General features: G+C 56.0%; 9 protein-coding genes and 1 riboswitch. All 9 genes read right to left on the bottom strand.

Translation table 11 applies throughout. The features are described from left to right. Positions 1-67 precede the first annotated feature (67 nt). The 9 genes from P40081_RS09260 to P40081_RS09220 all read right to left on the bottom strand — a co-directional run bounded on the left by P40081_RS09260 (position 68) and on the right by P40081_RS09220 (position 17,372). On the bottom strand, positions 68-4,108 hold the full coding sequence (locus tag P40081_RS09260) for a glycoside hydrolase family 10 protein (protein WP_042134957.1): 4,041 nt from the start codon (positions 4,106-4,108) through the stop codon (positions 68-70). A gap of 640 nt (positions 4,109-4,748) precedes the next feature. After that, a complete protein-coding gene (locus P40081_RS09255; RefSeq protein ID WP_042134954.1) occupies positions 4,749-6,134 on the bottom strand; it encodes an MATE family efflux transporter in 1,386 nt (461 codons plus the stop codon). A 178-nt stretch (positions 6,135-6,312) separates the two neighbouring features. Next, on the bottom strand, positions 6,313-7,734 hold the full coding sequence (locus P40081_RS09250) for a flotillin family protein (RefSeq protein WP_039295561.1): 1,422 nt from the start codon (positions 7,732-7,734) through the stop codon (positions 6,313-6,315). 22 nt (positions 7,735-7,756) lie between these two features. Further along, positions 7,757-8,302, bottom strand: a complete 546-nt coding sequence (locus tag P40081_RS09245; RefSeq protein WP_156118567.1) for an NfeD family membrane protein — start codon at positions 8,300-8,302, stop codon at positions 7,757-7,759. Between the two features lie 157 nt (positions 8,303-8,459). Beyond that, positions 8,460-8,646: riboswitch (cyclic di-AMP (ydaO/yuaA leader) on the bottom strand. A gap of 272 nt (positions 8,647-8,918) precedes the next feature. Further along, the gene (locus tag P40081_RS09240; protein WP_231575311.1) at positions 8,919-11,321 is read right to left on the bottom strand and encodes a glycoside hydrolase family 88/105 protein; all 2,403 of its coding nucleotides are present in this window, start codon (positions 11,319-11,321) and stop codon (positions 8,919-8,921) included. Then, positions 11,318-12,514 (bottom strand): hypothetical protein, encoded by a 1,197-nt coding sequence (locus P40081_RS09235; RefSeq protein ID WP_231575405.1) that lies wholly within the window; start codon positions 12,512-12,514, stop codon positions 11,318-11,320. The genes P40081_RS09240 and P40081_RS09235 overlap by 4 nt, the downstream gene beginning before the upstream one ends. 107 nt (positions 12,515-12,621) lie before the next feature. Next, positions 12,622-13,422, bottom strand: coding sequence for a polysaccharide deacetylase family protein (locus tag P40081_RS09230; RefSeq protein ID WP_042134949.1), 801 nt, complete (start codon positions 13,420-13,422; stop codon positions 12,622-12,624). A gap of 573 nt (positions 13,423-13,995) precedes the next feature. Then, complete coding sequence (locus tag P40081_RS09225; protein ID WP_197074343.1) at positions 13,996-14,691, bottom strand: DUF1961 family protein; 696 nt, start codon at positions 14,689-14,691, stop codon at positions 13,996-13,998. Next, positions 14,688-17,372 carry an exo-rhamnogalacturonan lyase family protein gene (locus P40081_RS09220; protein ID WP_052422174.1) on the bottom strand — a complete coding sequence of 895 codons (2,685 nt, stop codon included), beginning with the start codon at positions 17,370-17,372 and terminating at the stop codon, positions 14,688-14,690. Before P40081_RS09220 ends, P40081_RS09225 begins: the two co-directional genes overlap by 4 nt. Positions 17,373-17,381: the final 9 nt, after the last annotated feature.

Below are 17,381 nucleotides of genomic sequence, written 5' to 3'. Positions count from 1 at the left end.
AGCCTCCGGGATCCGCCCGGCGGCTGGCTGTTGCTGCGCTCAATCAGAAGAAAATTCTAAGTCCTAATTACAGCTTCCAGATCCGGTACAGAATGACCGCTGCTTCCGCCCGGGTAAGAGTATCATCCGGGGCAAGCCTGCCGTTCTTACCGTTCACAACTCCATATTTCAGCAGAGCTTCCAGACTGTCCTTGGCGTAAGCGGAGATCCGCTCTGCATCCGCGTAAGCATCCAGAGTTCCGCTGCCTTGTGCCGCTATCCCGGCTGACTTCAGCGCGCGGGCGGCGATCACCATCATCTCCTGACGTGAAATCGTGCTGTCCGGCTTAAAGGTGTTATCTGCATAGCCGGTGACGATGCCGAGCTGCTTCGCGGCAGCAAGCTCCTTGAAATGCTCCGCATTATTCCCGACATCGCTGAATCCAGCACCTGCTTCAGCAGCAGCTTTGAGTTCAAGCACCTTCAGAAGGGATGCGGTGAAATCTGCTCTGCTCACTGGAACAGCCAGTGAGAAATTACCGCTGAAGGTTCCCTTCACAAGATCACGCGCCGCCATGGCAGCGACAGCCTGCTTAGCCCAAGACAGATTCCCCAGATCCGTGAATGTCAATGGAGCATACGCCGCTGCAAAAGTGCCAAACTCTGATGTCTGGAACACAAGTGATCCGTTCGCCGCATCATAACGGCTGTTCACGACAGCAGTCATATGGCCATCCTCACGGAGATGGCGCACCAGCAGTGAATCTGGGTAACCCAGCTCTTCCACTGCCGGCTTGTAAGGAATTGAAACAGTTATAGGCATATCCGGGCTGCTCCAGGCCATCTCCCGGCCTCCGGCCGACAACTTCAGCTCCACTACCGGACGACTGCCGGTCAGACTGCGGGCTGCCGCATCCGGACTGGCTGCCGGGGACTCTTTTACATGAATGGAGATGTATTCACTGTTTGCTGTAATGCCAGCCAGTTGCCCGCCTGGGATTGCGAGCGTTGCAGGGCCTGTCTTGATCACAAGCACGAAGTTCGCCTGCCCCTTCAGGCTTTGCAGCGGCAGTTCAACTTCGTATGAGGCTGCACCCGTCTGCTTCGGCAGGTCGATCACGATTTGTTTCATGCCGTCTGCTGCCGGGACTGCCTGCTCCAGCGCTTTGCGCAGAATATCGCCCGTAACCGTGGCCTTTGCCTCTCCTCCCTGATTCTTGATTTCCGGTCTGATCGTAACCACGCCGTCCTTACTCTCAAGATTCACAGGCTTCGGTGTAGGTGTGCTATTGACATAGTTTGTTCCGCCAGATACCGGTGCCGGGGTTGGTGTAGCTGTTGGTGTTGGTTCTGCTGTTGGTTCCGCAGTTGGTTGTGTCGTTGCTGCTGGTGTCGGCGTTGGTGCCGTTGTCTGTTCCGGCTCTTCATCCCTGCTCTTGAGAGTCAATATGCCGTACACAGACGTGTCCTGATAACCGTTCCCGGTGGTATCATTCCAGGCGGCAACACTTTGCCGGACGCCGCTCTTGGCATCGTTAATCTGAGTGTCGAAGCCGACCTTGGTGCCGCCGGCCGGGGTGATTTTTTTGAACGGAATCTTCATTTCAAGGGTATAGCTTGTTCCGGCTACCTTGGTTGCCGACTCGAAGCCTGCACCGATGGCTGCCGGACTGAAGGAGGCTTCATTGTCATAATTGACCCGGAACTGTCCGTCATCGTCCTGATAGAAGGTGGTGCGGCCCAGATTCTCATCCAGGAAGACCTCAACCGAGTCTTGCTCCCACGCATTCGCGTTACTCTTGTCCAGCTGGGCATCGCTGACCTGGACCAGTACATATAGATTCTGTTCATCCCACAGAGTACGCGCGGTTCCGCTTGCACCCTGCCAGGCCAGCTGATACCGGTTCACTGCCATCTCAGGCGCTGAGGACCAGATTGCATCCGCTGTTCCGTCAATGACCGGTGTGCCGTAAACGGCCTCAGACACATTAGCCTCTGTCGTGTTCGGTTGATGCTCTGACATATATTTTGCCGGATCAATGACGCCGTAATATGCCGGTTTGGCCTGCAAATCCCTGTCAAACAGCAGCGGACTTGAGACAGCTCTCCAGCTGGTACGGTCATCCATTCCCCAGAAGGTAACGCGCTCGATATTGGCGGCATGTGCCTTGTAGAGATCCATCAATTTCGCATACAGATAGCCCTGGTCGACCAATTCCTTCTCCGTTTGCTTATTGTCGCTTCCGGCTTGAATATCGAGCTCGGTAATGCTGACCTCTACTCCAAGCGAGATGAATTTCTCCAGCGACAGCTTGACGTTATCGGGATTCGTGTTGATATTGTAATGTGCCTGCATCCCCACACCGTCAATCAGCAGCTTCCCGGGGTTAGTAAGAGCGTACCTGTCGTTGATTTCCTTGACCATACTGTAGATGGCCTGGGCTTTGTTCTGGTTATCATCGTTGTAATCATTGTAATACAGCTTGATATCCCACTCTGGATGATCGTCCAGCACCTCTCTGGCCGCCAGGAAAGCCTGCTCTACATAGTCCGCACCGATGGCATCATACCAGTGGGATTGACGCAGAGCCCCTTGCCAGTTGGACGGGTTGGACGGGTTATCATTCATTGCTTCATTAACTACATCCCAGGAGATCACCCTGCCCTCAAAATGCTCCATAACCTCCCGGATATGAGTTCTAAGATTGGTGAGTGCTTCGGCACGTCCCAGAGGAACGGTATTGCCTGCTGCATCCGTGGTCAGGTTCATCCAGTCAGGCGACTGCTGGTACCATACCAGCACATGCCCGTGCATCTTCATCCCTTCCGCCAGCACCTTGTTCACCATCGCATCTGCCGCTGTAAAAGTGAAATTCCCCTTAGTCGGCTGCAGCGCATCCGGCTTCATGGCATTGCCTGCGGTAGCAACGTTGTGATGCAGCTTCAGCAGATCCAGCCGGACACCTTCCAGATCCTCGGCTGAAATAGCGTTACCGATCAGGAAGTCATTCTGATAGGCTGCTTTTAGAGGAACCAGATCCCTTTGAATATCCACCGGGCCGGTGCCTGTATGCTCAAAAGTGATATCGTCGATATAAAAGGAGGCTGCTGTGTTGTTGGAGCTTTCAATATAAAGGGTCAGATATTCGCCGCCCACACTGTTATAGCGGTAGCTGCCCTCAAATTTCACCCAGCCGTCAGCAGTGCTGATCGTCTTGGGGGACAGGGCCACATATCTCGCACCACTGTCATTGCCCACCTGCGTAGACAGCTGGAGCTGCGAGCTGGCAGGATCGATCAGCTTGACCCAGGCAGAGATGTTGTATTCGCTGCCCTTATCCACGTATTTCTCCACACGCAGGGAAGGCCCGTGCCAGGTAGAGGATCTGCCTTCAACCTTCAGCGCGTAGGAACCATCCGCCGTATGATTCGCTTCATTGGTCACCGTAAGCAGCTCAGTTCCCGCTCTGCCGGTGAAGCCGCCTGCCGTCTGGTCTTCAAAGGTGATCGTATTGAATGGTAAAGCCGGGTCCCGGACAGGTTCTTCCCCGCCGCCTGGAGTGCCCTCTTCAGTGAACAGAATATCTCCAAGATAAAATGGCACTGCGGCCCCGGCCTCGTTGGAATTGATGCGCAAGGCATAATCCTTCTTGTCGGGGTCCACGGCACTGGTATCCACAGTGAATGTTTTCTTTAGTGTGACTGATTGGCCTGCCACATAGGGTACTGCCGTATAATTCCCATAGCTTTTCACTGTCTGGAGCGCCGCCGCCGCATCGTCCGGGACCGCTACATTTGCATCAACGTAGACGACAGCAGTGACGGTGTACGTGTGCCCGTTCTTGAGGCCGACATCCGAGAAATTAAAATCAACCGCATCCCAGTTATTTACCCGGTTGTTTACGTATAACGCTGCCCCATCGGCATTTCCGTCAAAAGAAACTCCCGTGACTGCACTGAGGCTGGCGCCTCCGGATTGGACTGCCTTGCCTGTGCCGCCCGCAAAGCTTTCGTGGTATACCGTGGCCGGGGCCTCTGCTGCCTGAGCAGCCGGAATATACCCGCCTGCCGGAAGAAGCAGGACGGCTGCCAGTAATACGAGAGAGACTTGCTTGATTATTCGCTTCATGCATTGCACTCCTCTGTATGAATTTGGGTTTCTTTTGAGTTAAGCGCTTACAGTTATGTGAAAGCTGCCCCCCTTCTCAACCCAAATCGTAGCATAATGCAAAAAAAGCGTCTTACCCGAAACTAAAGATTGTACCGTGCTTTTTATAGTTCATTTCACTGGAGTGTCAGAACTAAGAAGCACCTGTTTGCCACTTTATAAGCCGGATGCTATAGAGGCCGGATTAGTAGCAGTTGGATTTACTACACTTGCTGATGAGCGAATGTCCCCCTGCTTAATCAGCAGTTGGATAAACAGCACTTAAATCACTCCATTTCATCCAAAGTAGTGAAAACTACCCCTATTAGATGTTGTTTTTCCACTTGCTTCCGCACATCGCTCAGAAATTGACGAATTAAGATACGTTTTTCCACTTGCTGGCCTGAAGAAGCCACTCCTACCGGAGAACACTTGGACAGCCCGACGCGGCTCGACATCATATCGCGCCAGCCTTCACTTCATTACACCACGTGCAGGGAATCTGCACGCGATACAAAAAACGCAGAGCAGCGCCACTTAATAACGGGCAACGCTGCTCTGTTGTCTTACATTTATGGGAAAACTACTTACGGGACAGCCTTTAGATCAGCAGCCACAGCGTTCATATCAGCTTATGCGCAAACCATTTGTCGCCTCTGAAGCGCCATAGAAACACAAATCCCCGGACGGCCCACTCGCAGTTCATCGCCAGCCAGACCCCCAGCACACCGTAGCCTAGGACGATCCCGAGAATGTAACCGAATACGACCCGGAACAGCCACATCGACAGCATGGAGGTGATAGAGGTGAAGCGGGAATCCCCCGCTGCCCGCAGCGCGGACGGCAGAATGAAGCTGACCGCCCACAGCGGAATCTGGGCAATAGCATTCACCAGCAGGACTACAAACAAGTCGTCAATGATCTCAGGAGGCGGAGAGAAGATTGACACCAGCGGATGGAACAGCGGCATCAGGAGCAGGGCGACCAAGGCATACGAGGCTGAACCGATCCAGAGGAAGGACTTGATGAATTTTCTGGCATCTGCCACATCCCCCCGCCCGATGCTTTGGCCCACCACCGTCACGATCGTCAGAGACAACGCACTGGCCGGTATCTGAAACACCATCGCCAGCGAGCCGGCAATAGCATTGGTCGCAATCGCATAGGTGCCCATACTAACAATAAAAATCTGGGTCAGCAGCTTGCCGCCATTGAAGAACATCTGCTCAGCTGCAAATGGAACGCCGATGAACATAATTCTGCGCAGCATAGAGACCGGAACATGGAACAGGTCGCGGACCCGCACACGCAGTACCGTGTCAATCTTGAACAGGTACACCAGGGCAAAGATCATGCCCGCATACCGCGCGATATTGACCGCCAGCGTCATCCCCAGCACACCCATGTGCAGCAGGTTAATGAAGACTACGTTCAGAAGTACGTACAGCAGATTCATGATCAGCGACAGCATCAGCGAAGCCCGCGTCCTGCCGACGCCGCGCAGCGCACCGCACACAGCCTGAACCACGGCGATCCCCAGATAAGAAATACTGCTGCCGATCATGTAGATCCGGGCATTATCCAGCACATCGGCGGAAGCTGTTCCGAACAGCAGGTTCAGTATCGGCGTGTGGAAGCCCATGAGCAGAAGTCCGATTCCCACGGCGATCAGCGATACCGAGGTAACCGAACCCGCCGTAGCCTGGGATACCATCCGGTCGTTGCCGCTGCCTTTGTACTGCGCAACGACCACTGTCCCGCCGGTAGCAATGGCAACGAATACGTTGATCAGGAATATATTCAGTGAATCTACCATATTCACCGCACTGACCGCCGCCATGCCGGATGAGCTGATCATCGCAGTGTTTACCAGATTAAGCCCGATGATGAAAGCCTGGTCAATCAGGATCGGAATAAATAAAGCTACAATTTGCCGGTAATCCATCCCTTCCCCGGAAAGGTACTTCTCCAGCCATTTTTTGGCCGGCAGTCGAGCCTGAAGCTGCATAAATATATCACATTCTTTTCTGTAGAATAATTGCGAGCAGACAGTACATTCCTTCCAGTTTACTACAAATCCAGCTTCACGTCTGTGACCAGTGAGAATAACCGGCACACAAAAAAGCAATAAATCCGCAATTCTCCATTAACGAAAGAACGGCGGCTTTATTGCTGCTGTATATGAATTACTGCTCTTTATCCCGGCCAAGCAGTCCGCTGAGCGCTTCGGTCACATTCATACCGGTAAGCGTCTGGGTCAACTCAGGAACCTGGGCCATTATTTTGGCGATATCACCGGTAATTTTGTTCACGCCTGAGGTAGCTCCATCCTGGGAAATCACTGTAATCTTATCCACCTTGGCGAGCGGGGAAGCAATTTTCTCAGCCAGCTCCGGCAGTATTTTCAGGAATTCCACGGTAAGCGCAGCTTGTGTGAACTGTTTGTACGCTTCGGCTTTCTTCTCCAGGGCTCCCGCTTCCGCCGCTCCGGCCAGCTGGACAATCTCCGCATTCGCTCTCCCTTTCGCCAGCTCAGCTTCCGCCGTGGCCAGTCCGCGCTTGGTCGTTGTCGCTGCCTCGGCTTCCGCCTCAAGAATCTGCCGCTGCTTGGCGGCTTCCGCTCTCATGACCGTAGCCTGGTTCTCCGCCTGGGCAGGCTTGATCACCGTTGCCTCCAGCTCCCGCTGTCTCAGCTCGACTTCAATTTCCCGGACTGTGCGGTTGGCCTCCGCTTCCATCTGCGTGATTTTGACCTGTTCGGTAACGAGCGATTGCTTAATTTTGTTCTGCTGCAATTCATACGCAAGATCCGCCTGTGCCTTCTTCACTTCTGTCTCCAGCTTGAAATCCGCCTGCTTGATGTTCAGTTCCTTCTCAAACAGGGATTCCTTCGCGCGGGCGGCGGTTCCCGCTTCAATGGTGGCCTGATGCGCATTGGCTTTGGCAATGGAGGATTCCTTCTCCGCCTCGGCCTGCTTGATCTGAATGTCGCGTTCCGCTTCCGCCTTGGCAATGCTGGCATCGCGGCGGATGCGCTCAATTTCCGGAACCCCCATATTGTCGATATACCCTTTGTCATCCGTAATTTTCTTGATGGTGAAGCTGACGACCTCAAGCCCCATCTTGTCGAGGTCCTCCGAGCAGGTCTCCCTCATCTTGCTGTTGATTTCATCAGGCGTCTTTAGGATGGATTCCACCGTCAATTGCCCGATTAAGCCGCGCAGGTGGCCCTCCACCGAATGCAGGATAATCGTCTCGCGGTCTTCTTCCGGCCGGTCGATGAACTGCTCACTGGCCGTCAGAATAGCGGTGGGATCGCTTTTGATTTTTATCTGGGCGACCGCCTCCAGGTTGAGCTTGATGCCCTGCCGGGAGAACATCGCCTGCGCCGGAATGACATCGAAGCTCATCAGCATCATCGAGATGGTCTTATTGTTCTGGAAGCCGGGGATGACGAACGTCCCGCCGCCCTGCACCACTCTTTTACCGCCGAGACCGTATACAATCATCGCCTGATTGGGCGGGACTTTTTTATAAGCGGTCACGATACTGAACAAAGCCAGCAGAATAACAACAACAATGCCTGAGATTAAATAAAGAATAACCATTTGGTCCGACACTCCCCGTCATTTATACTTCTCCGAATTCCCTCTCGAAGAGGGTTACTTCCGCCATTCCCTTATCCACCTTCAAAATAATCACCCTGTCGCCCCTCACGAGCTGCTGGCCGGTTGCTGCCCGCACTCCAATGGAGCGCATCGTTCCGTGCAGCACATATTTCATTTCCCCGGCTGCCCCATCCGCTGCAGGCACACTGATGTATCCAAGCTGCCCTGCCTGCTCATAATCCAATTCATTCATGCTGCTGTCATACCGGGTCATCACCCGGGCCAGCACTGCATACATCAGACACCCTGTCAGCAAGGCAATCATGGTACAGATCAGCACTACTGCAAGCACGCTCATTCCGCTGAAGCGGATAAGCACATAACCAGAGCCGCCCCAGACTGTTACAAACACCATCAGCGGGAGTATAGGCACAAAGCCCGGACCCCCGGCGTCACCGCCCCCCGCATGCAGATGACCCGCCAGGCTATGCCCGTGAAGTCCGCCGCTGAGGAGCAGGAGCAGTCCGACCCAGAAGCACACGATAAATATAGTTAAGATAACGATCACCTCCTTAGGCAGTTCAGATCACATTATAAAGATACTTTTTACGTTGTTATATGAATTGTTATTCTTGATTCAGACCGTCTTCCCCCACTGCCTGCACAGCAAAAAGACCACAGCAGCAGCAGGGCTCTCCGTGGTCGGTTAATCGATCATGGCGCTCATCCTCTCTCTTCGAGGCTTACGGGGTTAGCTGACGGATTCGGGCAGCGAGATTGCCCTACCTTGCCGGAGCACCGTTACAGCATGCAGCAAGGATTCACCCCAGGTGAGCGGCCGCTATCTGAGCAAAAGCCGTAATCACCGTTGGTTCCCCCGTTCCCATTACTGGAATTCAGCCATTTGAGAACAGTTAAATTTCATTCGGTTGTTGATTTGAATCTTACGCCTGCAGCCATTTAATGTAAAACGCTGCGGTTGACAAAAGAAGCCAAAAATGCCGTCCCTGCATGAATGAAGGCGTATTCTTTGCTTTCGTTCTTAAGCGGCCGATGATTTACTCCTTCTTGCTCCGTTTCTCTGGAGCAGTGCTGTTACATAGCAAAGAGGCTGTCTAGTAAGCAGTGAATCTGCTTACTAGACAGCCCCGGCCGGCAAATATTATCAATACAGTATAATTTCTTTATCGTTTCTGTGCTTCCAGCTCCCGCGTAAGCTCCAGCGCTTCAATACCGGCCAGCAGTACTATGCCAATTCCGTGAGTATCGTTGAGCTGCCAGGTGAGCTGCTCCTTGTAATAGAGCTTATTGAAGGAGTAGCCTGATCCCCGGCAGACGCCGTAGACATTCCCCTGCTTGTCGATGCAGTATTCGGCAAGGGCGTGCCAGCCGCGTATTGCTGCAGCGGCGTAGGGTTGCGGCTTGAGCAGCCAGCCTCTGCGTACCCCTCTCGCGAAGGCATACACGAACATTGAAGAGCAGGATGCCTCCGCATAGGTTTCAGCATCCGTCAGAACTTGATGCCATAGCCCTGCTGCATCCTGTAGCCGCAGATACCCTTCACACAGCTCCCGGAAATAATCCAGCAGCTCCGGCTGCTGCGGGTGCTGCTCCGGCAGAATCTCCAGCAGCTCGGTCAGTGAGAACAGCACCCAGCCGTTGCCTCTGCCCCAAGGCACACCGTTCGGCTTGCCGAATTTATAGTCATAGACATGGTGCATAATGCCAAGCTCCGGCTGGAACAGCCGCGCGCGGTAATGCAGAAACTGGGCCACGGCGTCATCCAGATAGGCAGCATTGCCGGTCAGCTGATAGTACCGGACCAGAAAAGGGGTGCTCATATACAAATCATCACACCACATTGTTCCCTGCATGAAATCGGTCGTGCCCCGGGTGCGGTAGAGCGCACCCGCCTCGTCACGGGACTGTGTCCCTTGAATGTAGCGGGCAATGTATTCTGCCGCCCCGGCTGCTCCAGGCAGCGGCTGCACGCTGTGCGCTGCCAGCATCGCCGCACCGAATGAGCCGCAATCATCCAGGGAGTCGATTAGCGCCAGCTGCTGATTAATTCCCGGAGCGCCGTAACGGCCCGTGTCCCAGAGTGAATATTCATGAAGCCGTGTGCACTGCTCAATATGGCCTCTGGTATAAGCGGTGTAATGGGAATCATCCAGCACTGTCCCTGTGCACAGCAGCCCGTATAACGTCACGCCCAGCGGATAATTCCAGCGTCCGTACAGCGTGCTCTCCAGATACGGCCTGACCGCTCCGCCGGGGCGGTCTACCCGCCAGAAGCAGCTCTCCGCCCCTTCCCCAAAGGGAGTATCCATCATAGCCGCCGCAGCAGCCTCCGGTGCAGCCGATGCAAGGAAGGTCCCCAGATACAGCCAGGGTCCTGCCTGCCCTTCCACAGGATGCGGCAAGACCAGGTTCACGGTGTCCGCTTCCGCTTCTCCCCCTGCGTCCGCCGCTTCCAGCCGGAAGCCCCAGTCCGGGCCGCCGCAGACGGCCTCGACCAGCAGATCATGGCTGCCGAAGCCCAGCGGCAGCACACATTCAAGCCCGGCACTCCCCCCGGGCTGGATGGCGGCAAGCCTGCCATCCACATAGACCCGGAGTGCCGCCACGTCCCGGCTGCGGAGGCTCAGCCGGGTGTCAGTGAAGCCCGGCGCTGTCACCGCCAGCCGGCTCCAGGCCAGCGCCTTCGCGCCGGGAACCTCGCCGAAGATACGCGCGAGATTCCCGGCGCAGGCCACGGTATCCGGCCATCCGGCCTGCGGATACCAGGCACAGCGGGACGCGAGCGCCGCTTCGTCCGCGCCGCTGCGGAATGCGCTTTGCAGCGGCTCCGCCTGGAGTGCTGCTGTTCCTCCTTGAGGAACGCCGGCGCGCTCGCACTCCGGCTGCAGCATCCATCTGCTCTGCTGCGGCGCGCTGTAAATCCAGCCCTCACAGCCGCTGCGCCCGGCTGTCGGGGCCAGGAAATGCAGCGGCGCGCCTTTCACGCTGCCCGTGCCGAAGATGCCGCCGCAGCCCGTGCCGACTGCGGTGAATTCCAGCAGCACATGGTTCCAGCCCTGGCTTAGCCCGGTCCGGAAGTAGGCCCTGCGGTCCGGAAATACATCGTCGTTCAGATTGGACTGGAACACGGCGGAGCCATTGACATAGACCGTTACCGGACCGAAGCAGCTGACAGCCAGCGGGATATCGCTCTCTGCTTCGCTCCACAGCTTGCCCCAGACATAGACAAATTCCCCGTCCTGCAGCTCCGGCAGCCGTTCCTTCAGATTCATCTCATACCGGCAGTCGGATAGCCGCGGAAAGCTGTCCTCCAGATGCACCCGGTACACTGGAGGCTGCGGCGGATTGGCACCGATATAGCGATTGGCTACGATCGCAAGCACGGATTCGGTATGCTCTCCAGCCGTACGCACGATAGAATTCTGCGGATCAAAATATGCCGGAACACCAGCCTCCACAGTCTTGCTGTTCTTCACAGTCCCGCCAGCCTCCACAGTATGCCCGCTCTTCGCTGCCTCACCACTCTTCACCGTCACCCTTCCATTGCCTGCCTCACCGCCTATCACAACGCCACCTCACCGCCGGGATAGAGGGTGGAGCTGTACAGCCGCTTGGGCTGCGGCAGCTGCCGCCCGGGATGCACCGCCTGCAGCGGGAGCGGTTCGCCGGCATAGACGGCCGCAAGCTCATCCGTATAAATAATGACCTGCTCGGTCCCGCTGCCCAGCAGGTCCCCATGCACGGCGTATCCCTGCTCGGCAAACCGGGCAACGATATTCATATAGCCGTCATAGAGCGCGGGAAGCACAGCTTCGCCCCGGCGGTAAGCAAGAATATAATCCGGCGCATCCTTCCAGAAATGACTTACGGCTTCAACGATCGTCAGCCAGCCGTCCGTGGTGCGCTCTTCCTTCCACAGCTCCTGACCGGACTGGTCCAGCAGAAACATCGCGTCTTTACCGCGCAGGCCCTTGCCGTCATCTTCACGGACCATACGGTCGAGACCGGCAATCTGCAGACCCGGCAGGTCGGGACGGAACCGTCCGAGCGCCAGATGCTGCGATTCAATGGAGCCTTCATACCGCCACAGCTCATGCCCGTCACGGTCATACATCACCGTCACACTGCCGCCGATCACCAGCTCCGGCACTCCGTCTCCATTCACATCGCCGACCCACAGGCAATCCGCATGATCCTCCAGATCATGGCAGCTCCACAGCCGCTTTCCGTCCGCATCCAGCAGATCATATCCGACCATGACCTCATCACGCCCGTCTCCGTCAAAATCGTACACCCACGGATAATGCCCCACATTGCCCTGATGGGTCCAGAGCAATTCGAAGCTGGAGTTCAGTGCCCACAGCTGATGATAGCGGTCTTTGAGGATAATGTCGGAAGGATGTCCGCTGCCCTTCAGGTTGGCAATAATGATGCAGTCATGGGCTTCCTTGGCCGGCAGCGGATGGACCGACTTGACCTTGCCCGTCGCCCCCTCCAGAATCTGCAGCCGGTCATCCATCACACACAGCACCTCAAGCGCGCCGTCTCCGTCAATATCGAAGATTTGGGCCGGATAATCCGACCCTGAGCTGCCTGCACCCTTATCCGGCCTCCCGGTCTGCCACAACAGACGGCCCTCCAAGTCATAGGCAGTCAGGCACTGCACCTGATGCGGAATATAACGGACATCCTGGCGGTTATCCGGCTGAACCAGCAGCAGCTCTGCCCTGCCGTCCCCGTCCAGATCACCGAGCAGCATTTTACATCTTGGACCGGCGGCTGAAATATCGATTCCGGCCAGCCGGTGCAGCGATTGATTCGTTTTTTTCACAGTAATTCCTCCTTATCTCTATCCCAGTCCTGTAATCAGCCTAACTCCACAGTCTGTCCTCCAGGCACCCCGACCACAGTTCCGGCAACCTCCAGCCAGACGGCAGCAGCTCCCGGATTGTATACAAAATCCCGTGCGGCAGAAAAAACCAGACCCCGGCAGGCCTTCATATAATGAACCAGCTCCAGGTTGGTCACATACCAGATGTCGTCCCGGCCGCCGGCCATGGCACAGAAGCGCTCCATCAGCTCCCAGTTGTTATCATTGTCGAATTCGTAGCTATGGCCCCACACATACATCAGATAGAGATACTGGCGCTTATGCAGTCCTATAAAAGTCTCGCCGAGGGCAAGCAAATCCCGGTTATGGTGACAGGTGGCCTGCCACTCCAGCCAGTCCTCCGGGAGGGCGAAACCGCCGCTGCTCTGGACAGTACGGGCATATTCGATGCCCAGATGGGGCAGCAGCCCCTTGATCTCCGCCGTATAGGACCCGTTCGGATAAGACATTCCGCGGACCGGCTGGCGGATTAGCCCTTCCAATACTTTGCGGTCCTCCATAATCTCCTCAACGATATACTCCTGCGGGCAGCGTGCCAGGGTTGGATGGCTCCGCGTATGCGCGCTGACTTCATGACCGCGGTACAAGGCGGCGACTTCCTCTGCCCGAATGCGGTCCCCTTCTCCAAGCAGTCCCGAATTCAGGTGAAAGCTACCCTTGATTCCGTGCATGTTGAACAGGCCGACCAGCCGTTCATCTGCCCGTCTGCCGTCGTCATAGCTCATCGTCAGCGCCTTATGCCGGCCTTGCGGATAGCAGTAATACACTCCGGACATTACGGTTAAGCCTCCTTTGCATATGAGAATGAATGATCTATATAAGACACACTTAGGATCTGAACTATATGGCTTGAACTTGTAAAAGACTTCCTCTGCAGAACCTTGCGCTAGCAGGTCTGTTGAGTGTAATAATGAGGAGCAGATAGCAGTTATAGAATGATGGCCAGTTGATGGACGCCCCCCCCTTGCGGAGCAAGGATTTCGTCCATGCAGCAAGTCAGATTCTTAAGCTCACTCTATATAGTTGTATTTCCTGCACTTAAAAGACGGCAAAACACGGGTTTTGCCGGGTTAACTGTATTCTGTACAATTAAAAATGGCGAAACGTCTTCTTTTCCAAATATGTGTACTTTTAACTGCATGAAATACAATTAAAGCTCTCGCAGTGCAATAATCGATCGCTTTAGTTGCACAAAATACAGTTAAAGCTTAGGCCCTAAGGGAGCGTCACAGAAAGCCAGCATTTCAAGCAAGGAACCCGGTGCTAATACGAAAGGTTACCGGTTCAATCCTCCTGCAGTGCGAAATTTCCCCTATCGCCTCTTTTTTTCTTTTCGTTCCTCCGGGCAATCAAGGAGCATAGACAACCAGATCACTATACTCTGCAATCAGCGGTGCCATTTGCCGGAAGCCTATTCTGCCGCCTGCCAGCAGCGGGCCGAAGGACGAACCGTCATCCACCCAGTGCAGCAGCGGCAATCCGTCCACGGCAAAGGTCACCGCAGGACCCTGCTTCACGGCCAGCATGCGGTAGGCTCCAGTCATATCGGCAACATCCGGCAACGGATCAGCGCCTTGCGCGACAAGGTGGAAGCCGTAGCTTTTGCGCAGATTACAGGTGTGAAAGGACCGTTCCTCTTCCCACATCCGGCGGAAATAGGAGATATGGAAAGCATTCATCTCCCCATGATGGTACTGGTCATACTCCCCCGTGCGGACCGGCAGGGACGGATCAAACAGATCCTTGCCCCCGGCGCCGGCAGCAGCGAAGAACAGAATAGCCAGTCCGGGTTCCCGCAGCGGGCGGAACTTCCACGATACCGCAAGCTCCGCCGGACAAACCTCCGGGCACCAGAAGACCACATTCGCCTGCTGCCCTTCTTTTGCATCCCGTTTACTCTCCAGCCTTAAACGTCCCTGCGGAAAGGTGGCTATGCCGTCGCCTTCCATCCGGAAACCTTCCACATGCCCGGGTCCTTCCAGTGTATTGCGGTAGATCTCCCGCCAGCCTTCCGGAATCAGCGTCAAGTCCTGCTGCGCAGTCACTCAGCCGCCACCGCCTTTCCGGCATCCGCCTCTGCTCCTGCTCCCCGCTCCGGAAGAGCTTCAGCAATCAGCTCCAGGGCAATGATCGTGTTCAGCGACCACTGCGAAGCTTCATTCGTATTCATCCAGCCGATCTCATTGATCGGTTCCAGATAAGTAACCTGCGTCTGCTCTGCCTGAAGGTCAACGGCTCCGAACGGATTCTCCAGCAGGATGTCCCAGCAGCGTTCAGCAGTAGCCCGGTCATCCTTGTACCATGCGCCATAGGCGGCAATAGCCACACTCAGCACCGGATGCTCAAACCGCAGCCTGCCTGTAATCGCTCCTCCGGTAATGACATCCTTCTCTTCCTGAGGCAGGTTGTAGAACACGCCGAATTCCGCGAGCATATCCTCCCACTCCGGGTCCTCCAGCATCATTGCCAGCTCGAACCATACCTGCGGCCCGCCCATGCTGATCGCCAGATGCCGTCCCCAGTTGTCATCACCCATAGCGCTCAGAATTCCCGTCTTAGGGTCGTAGCCATAGGTTGGACCGGAGATCAGCCGCAGATTGGCCGCTTTGATGCAGTTGATTCCCGTTATGATTTTGTCGCGGTAGGCCGTATCTTCATACCGTTCCCAGCGGGTCATCCAGTTGGAGCTGAACGCCGCCCAATCCGGGCCTACCCGCACATGGGTCGGAAATTCATCCTTCGGAAAATAAGCCCGCATCGGGTCCAGCGTCACCGTGGAATAATCCGCATCCTTCACACTGTCCATGATGTCGCCGGTCCGCTCATCGCCGGTCAGATAATAGTAGTAGCGGTGCAGTCCGGCCATAGCTATCCGTGCTTCCTTGCAGCCGCAGCCCCAGTGCACGACATTATGCCGTGAGCCAAGGCCCGCATATTCCCCGAAATGATAAACATCCACCTCGCTGGTATGCCGGGTCATCGCTTCCGCCATACGGAATAGATCTGCGCGCCCGGTCCGCAGGAAGCTGAGCCACAGCCACATATTCGGCACCAGCTCGGCATTCTGCCAGGCGCAGCCGCCCAGATCGTAATTCCAGACATGGCGGACCGGATCATAGCTGTGCATGAAGTCGCCATAATCCCAGAAGCCGTACCATTTCCGCTGCCCGATCTCCGACTGGTAAAAGGAGAGGATGCCGTCCAGCCGGTCCTCCAGGCAGGCCTTGGCCGGTGTGCTCCGGTCCGGCAGGCTCCACAGGCCGAACGCCCGGCTGCGGTGATAATACTCCGGAGCGCAGACCAGCAGCGCCGGTTCATCCGCTTCCTGCTGCATCTGCAGCAGCTGTGCAGTTCCCGGCGTTTCCGCGGTGCACCACAAGGTCAGCTCGTTGGTGCCCGCAATACCGTACGGTGTAGCACGCAGTTCATCTGCGCCTTCGTAGGAGGACTCCACATGCGTCTTCGTATCGTAGTGGCGCAGGTCCATGGCCGGAACCTCCGGCGACCAGAACCAGACCGTTAACGCTGCTTCACTGCCGGAGGTTCCGGTAATCTCCAGCCCGGACGGGTGCTTTCGCCAGAAGTTCTTCACTCCGGCGGCCAGACCGCCGCATTCCGAGCCGACATAGCTTAGCCCTCCTGCCCGCCGGCCTTCTGCCCCCTTAATCCAGGTGCAGCCCGCCCCTGTCCGCTTATGGATTACATAATGCTCGGACGAATCCTGAACGAGCTTGAAGCTGTCCCATACTGCAGAATCCTGAAGCAGTCCCGTGAAATAAGCATCCTCCCCCGGGTCAAACTGCTGGAGCTTTCCTTCCAGCTGCCCGGCGAACATGACAGCGTATTTGCCTTTGGTCCTGCGGGTATGAAGCGTCTTGGGCGACTCGCTGAAGATTCCTTCACTGCCACCCAGCCGGACATGGCGATTGTACAACGGACCGCTTAGCGGCACCTTGAACACGATGCCCAGCCCCTTAATGAAATCCTGCTGCGGATTGCCGTCATAATGAAAGGTATGCACCAGCCGGATGGAATCCAGCCCGGCATAGAAGTATAGCCGCAAAGTATAAGGAAGCCATTCTCTGGCTCCCCTCACACTTCTATGCCTGCCTTCCAGCCGAACCACAGCACGCAGCGGTCCGGCTTCTTCCAGGCTTGCCCTGCGGGTCACGCCTGTAAAGCGTTCCTGCCGCAGTGTTAGCTCACCGCTGAGCGTATCGCGCTGCTCGCGGAGGCAGACCAGCTCACTTCCGCTGCACAGGAGCTGCTCTGCGCCAGCCTCCGCAGCTCCGGAATATCCATGATCGCTGCCAGAGCCTCCGGATTCCTCCGGAGACCGGCGGATAATCCGGGAGATTGGTCCCGCCCCCCGCTTGCCCACGGTACACAGGATGGTGCCGGTATCGATAAAATAGGCTTCTTCTGTTTCTTGAACGGACACCTGCAGGGCTGCCGGCATATCCCCCGGCACTGCAGACCGCTCCAGCGTATAACCCTCCGTACTCCCGTCAGGGCATACGGCCGAATGAAACGACCACTTGATGCTGCCGTCCGGCCAATAAGCGGCAGGGCGGCTCTGCAGCGGCAGACTGCAACCCTCACCCGTCCCGTTAAGACATAGGGCGGACAGGTCCCCGCGCTTCAGTTCTCCCTTGGACCAGGGTACACCCCAGGTAACCCCCGCAGCAGCTGTTGGCTGATTCAACCACCTTAATTGTATTGGCATGGCTGAGGA

It is taken from the genome of Paenibacillus sp. FSL P4-0081 (genome assembly GCF_000758565.1).
In the GTDB taxonomy this organism is placed as follows: Bacteria; Bacillota; Bacilli; order Paenibacillales; family Paenibacillaceae; genus Paenibacillus_AQ; species Paenibacillus_AQ phytohabitans.
Note: the sequence above shows the minus strand (reverse complement) of the source record. Positions and strands in the feature narration are given on the sequence as shown.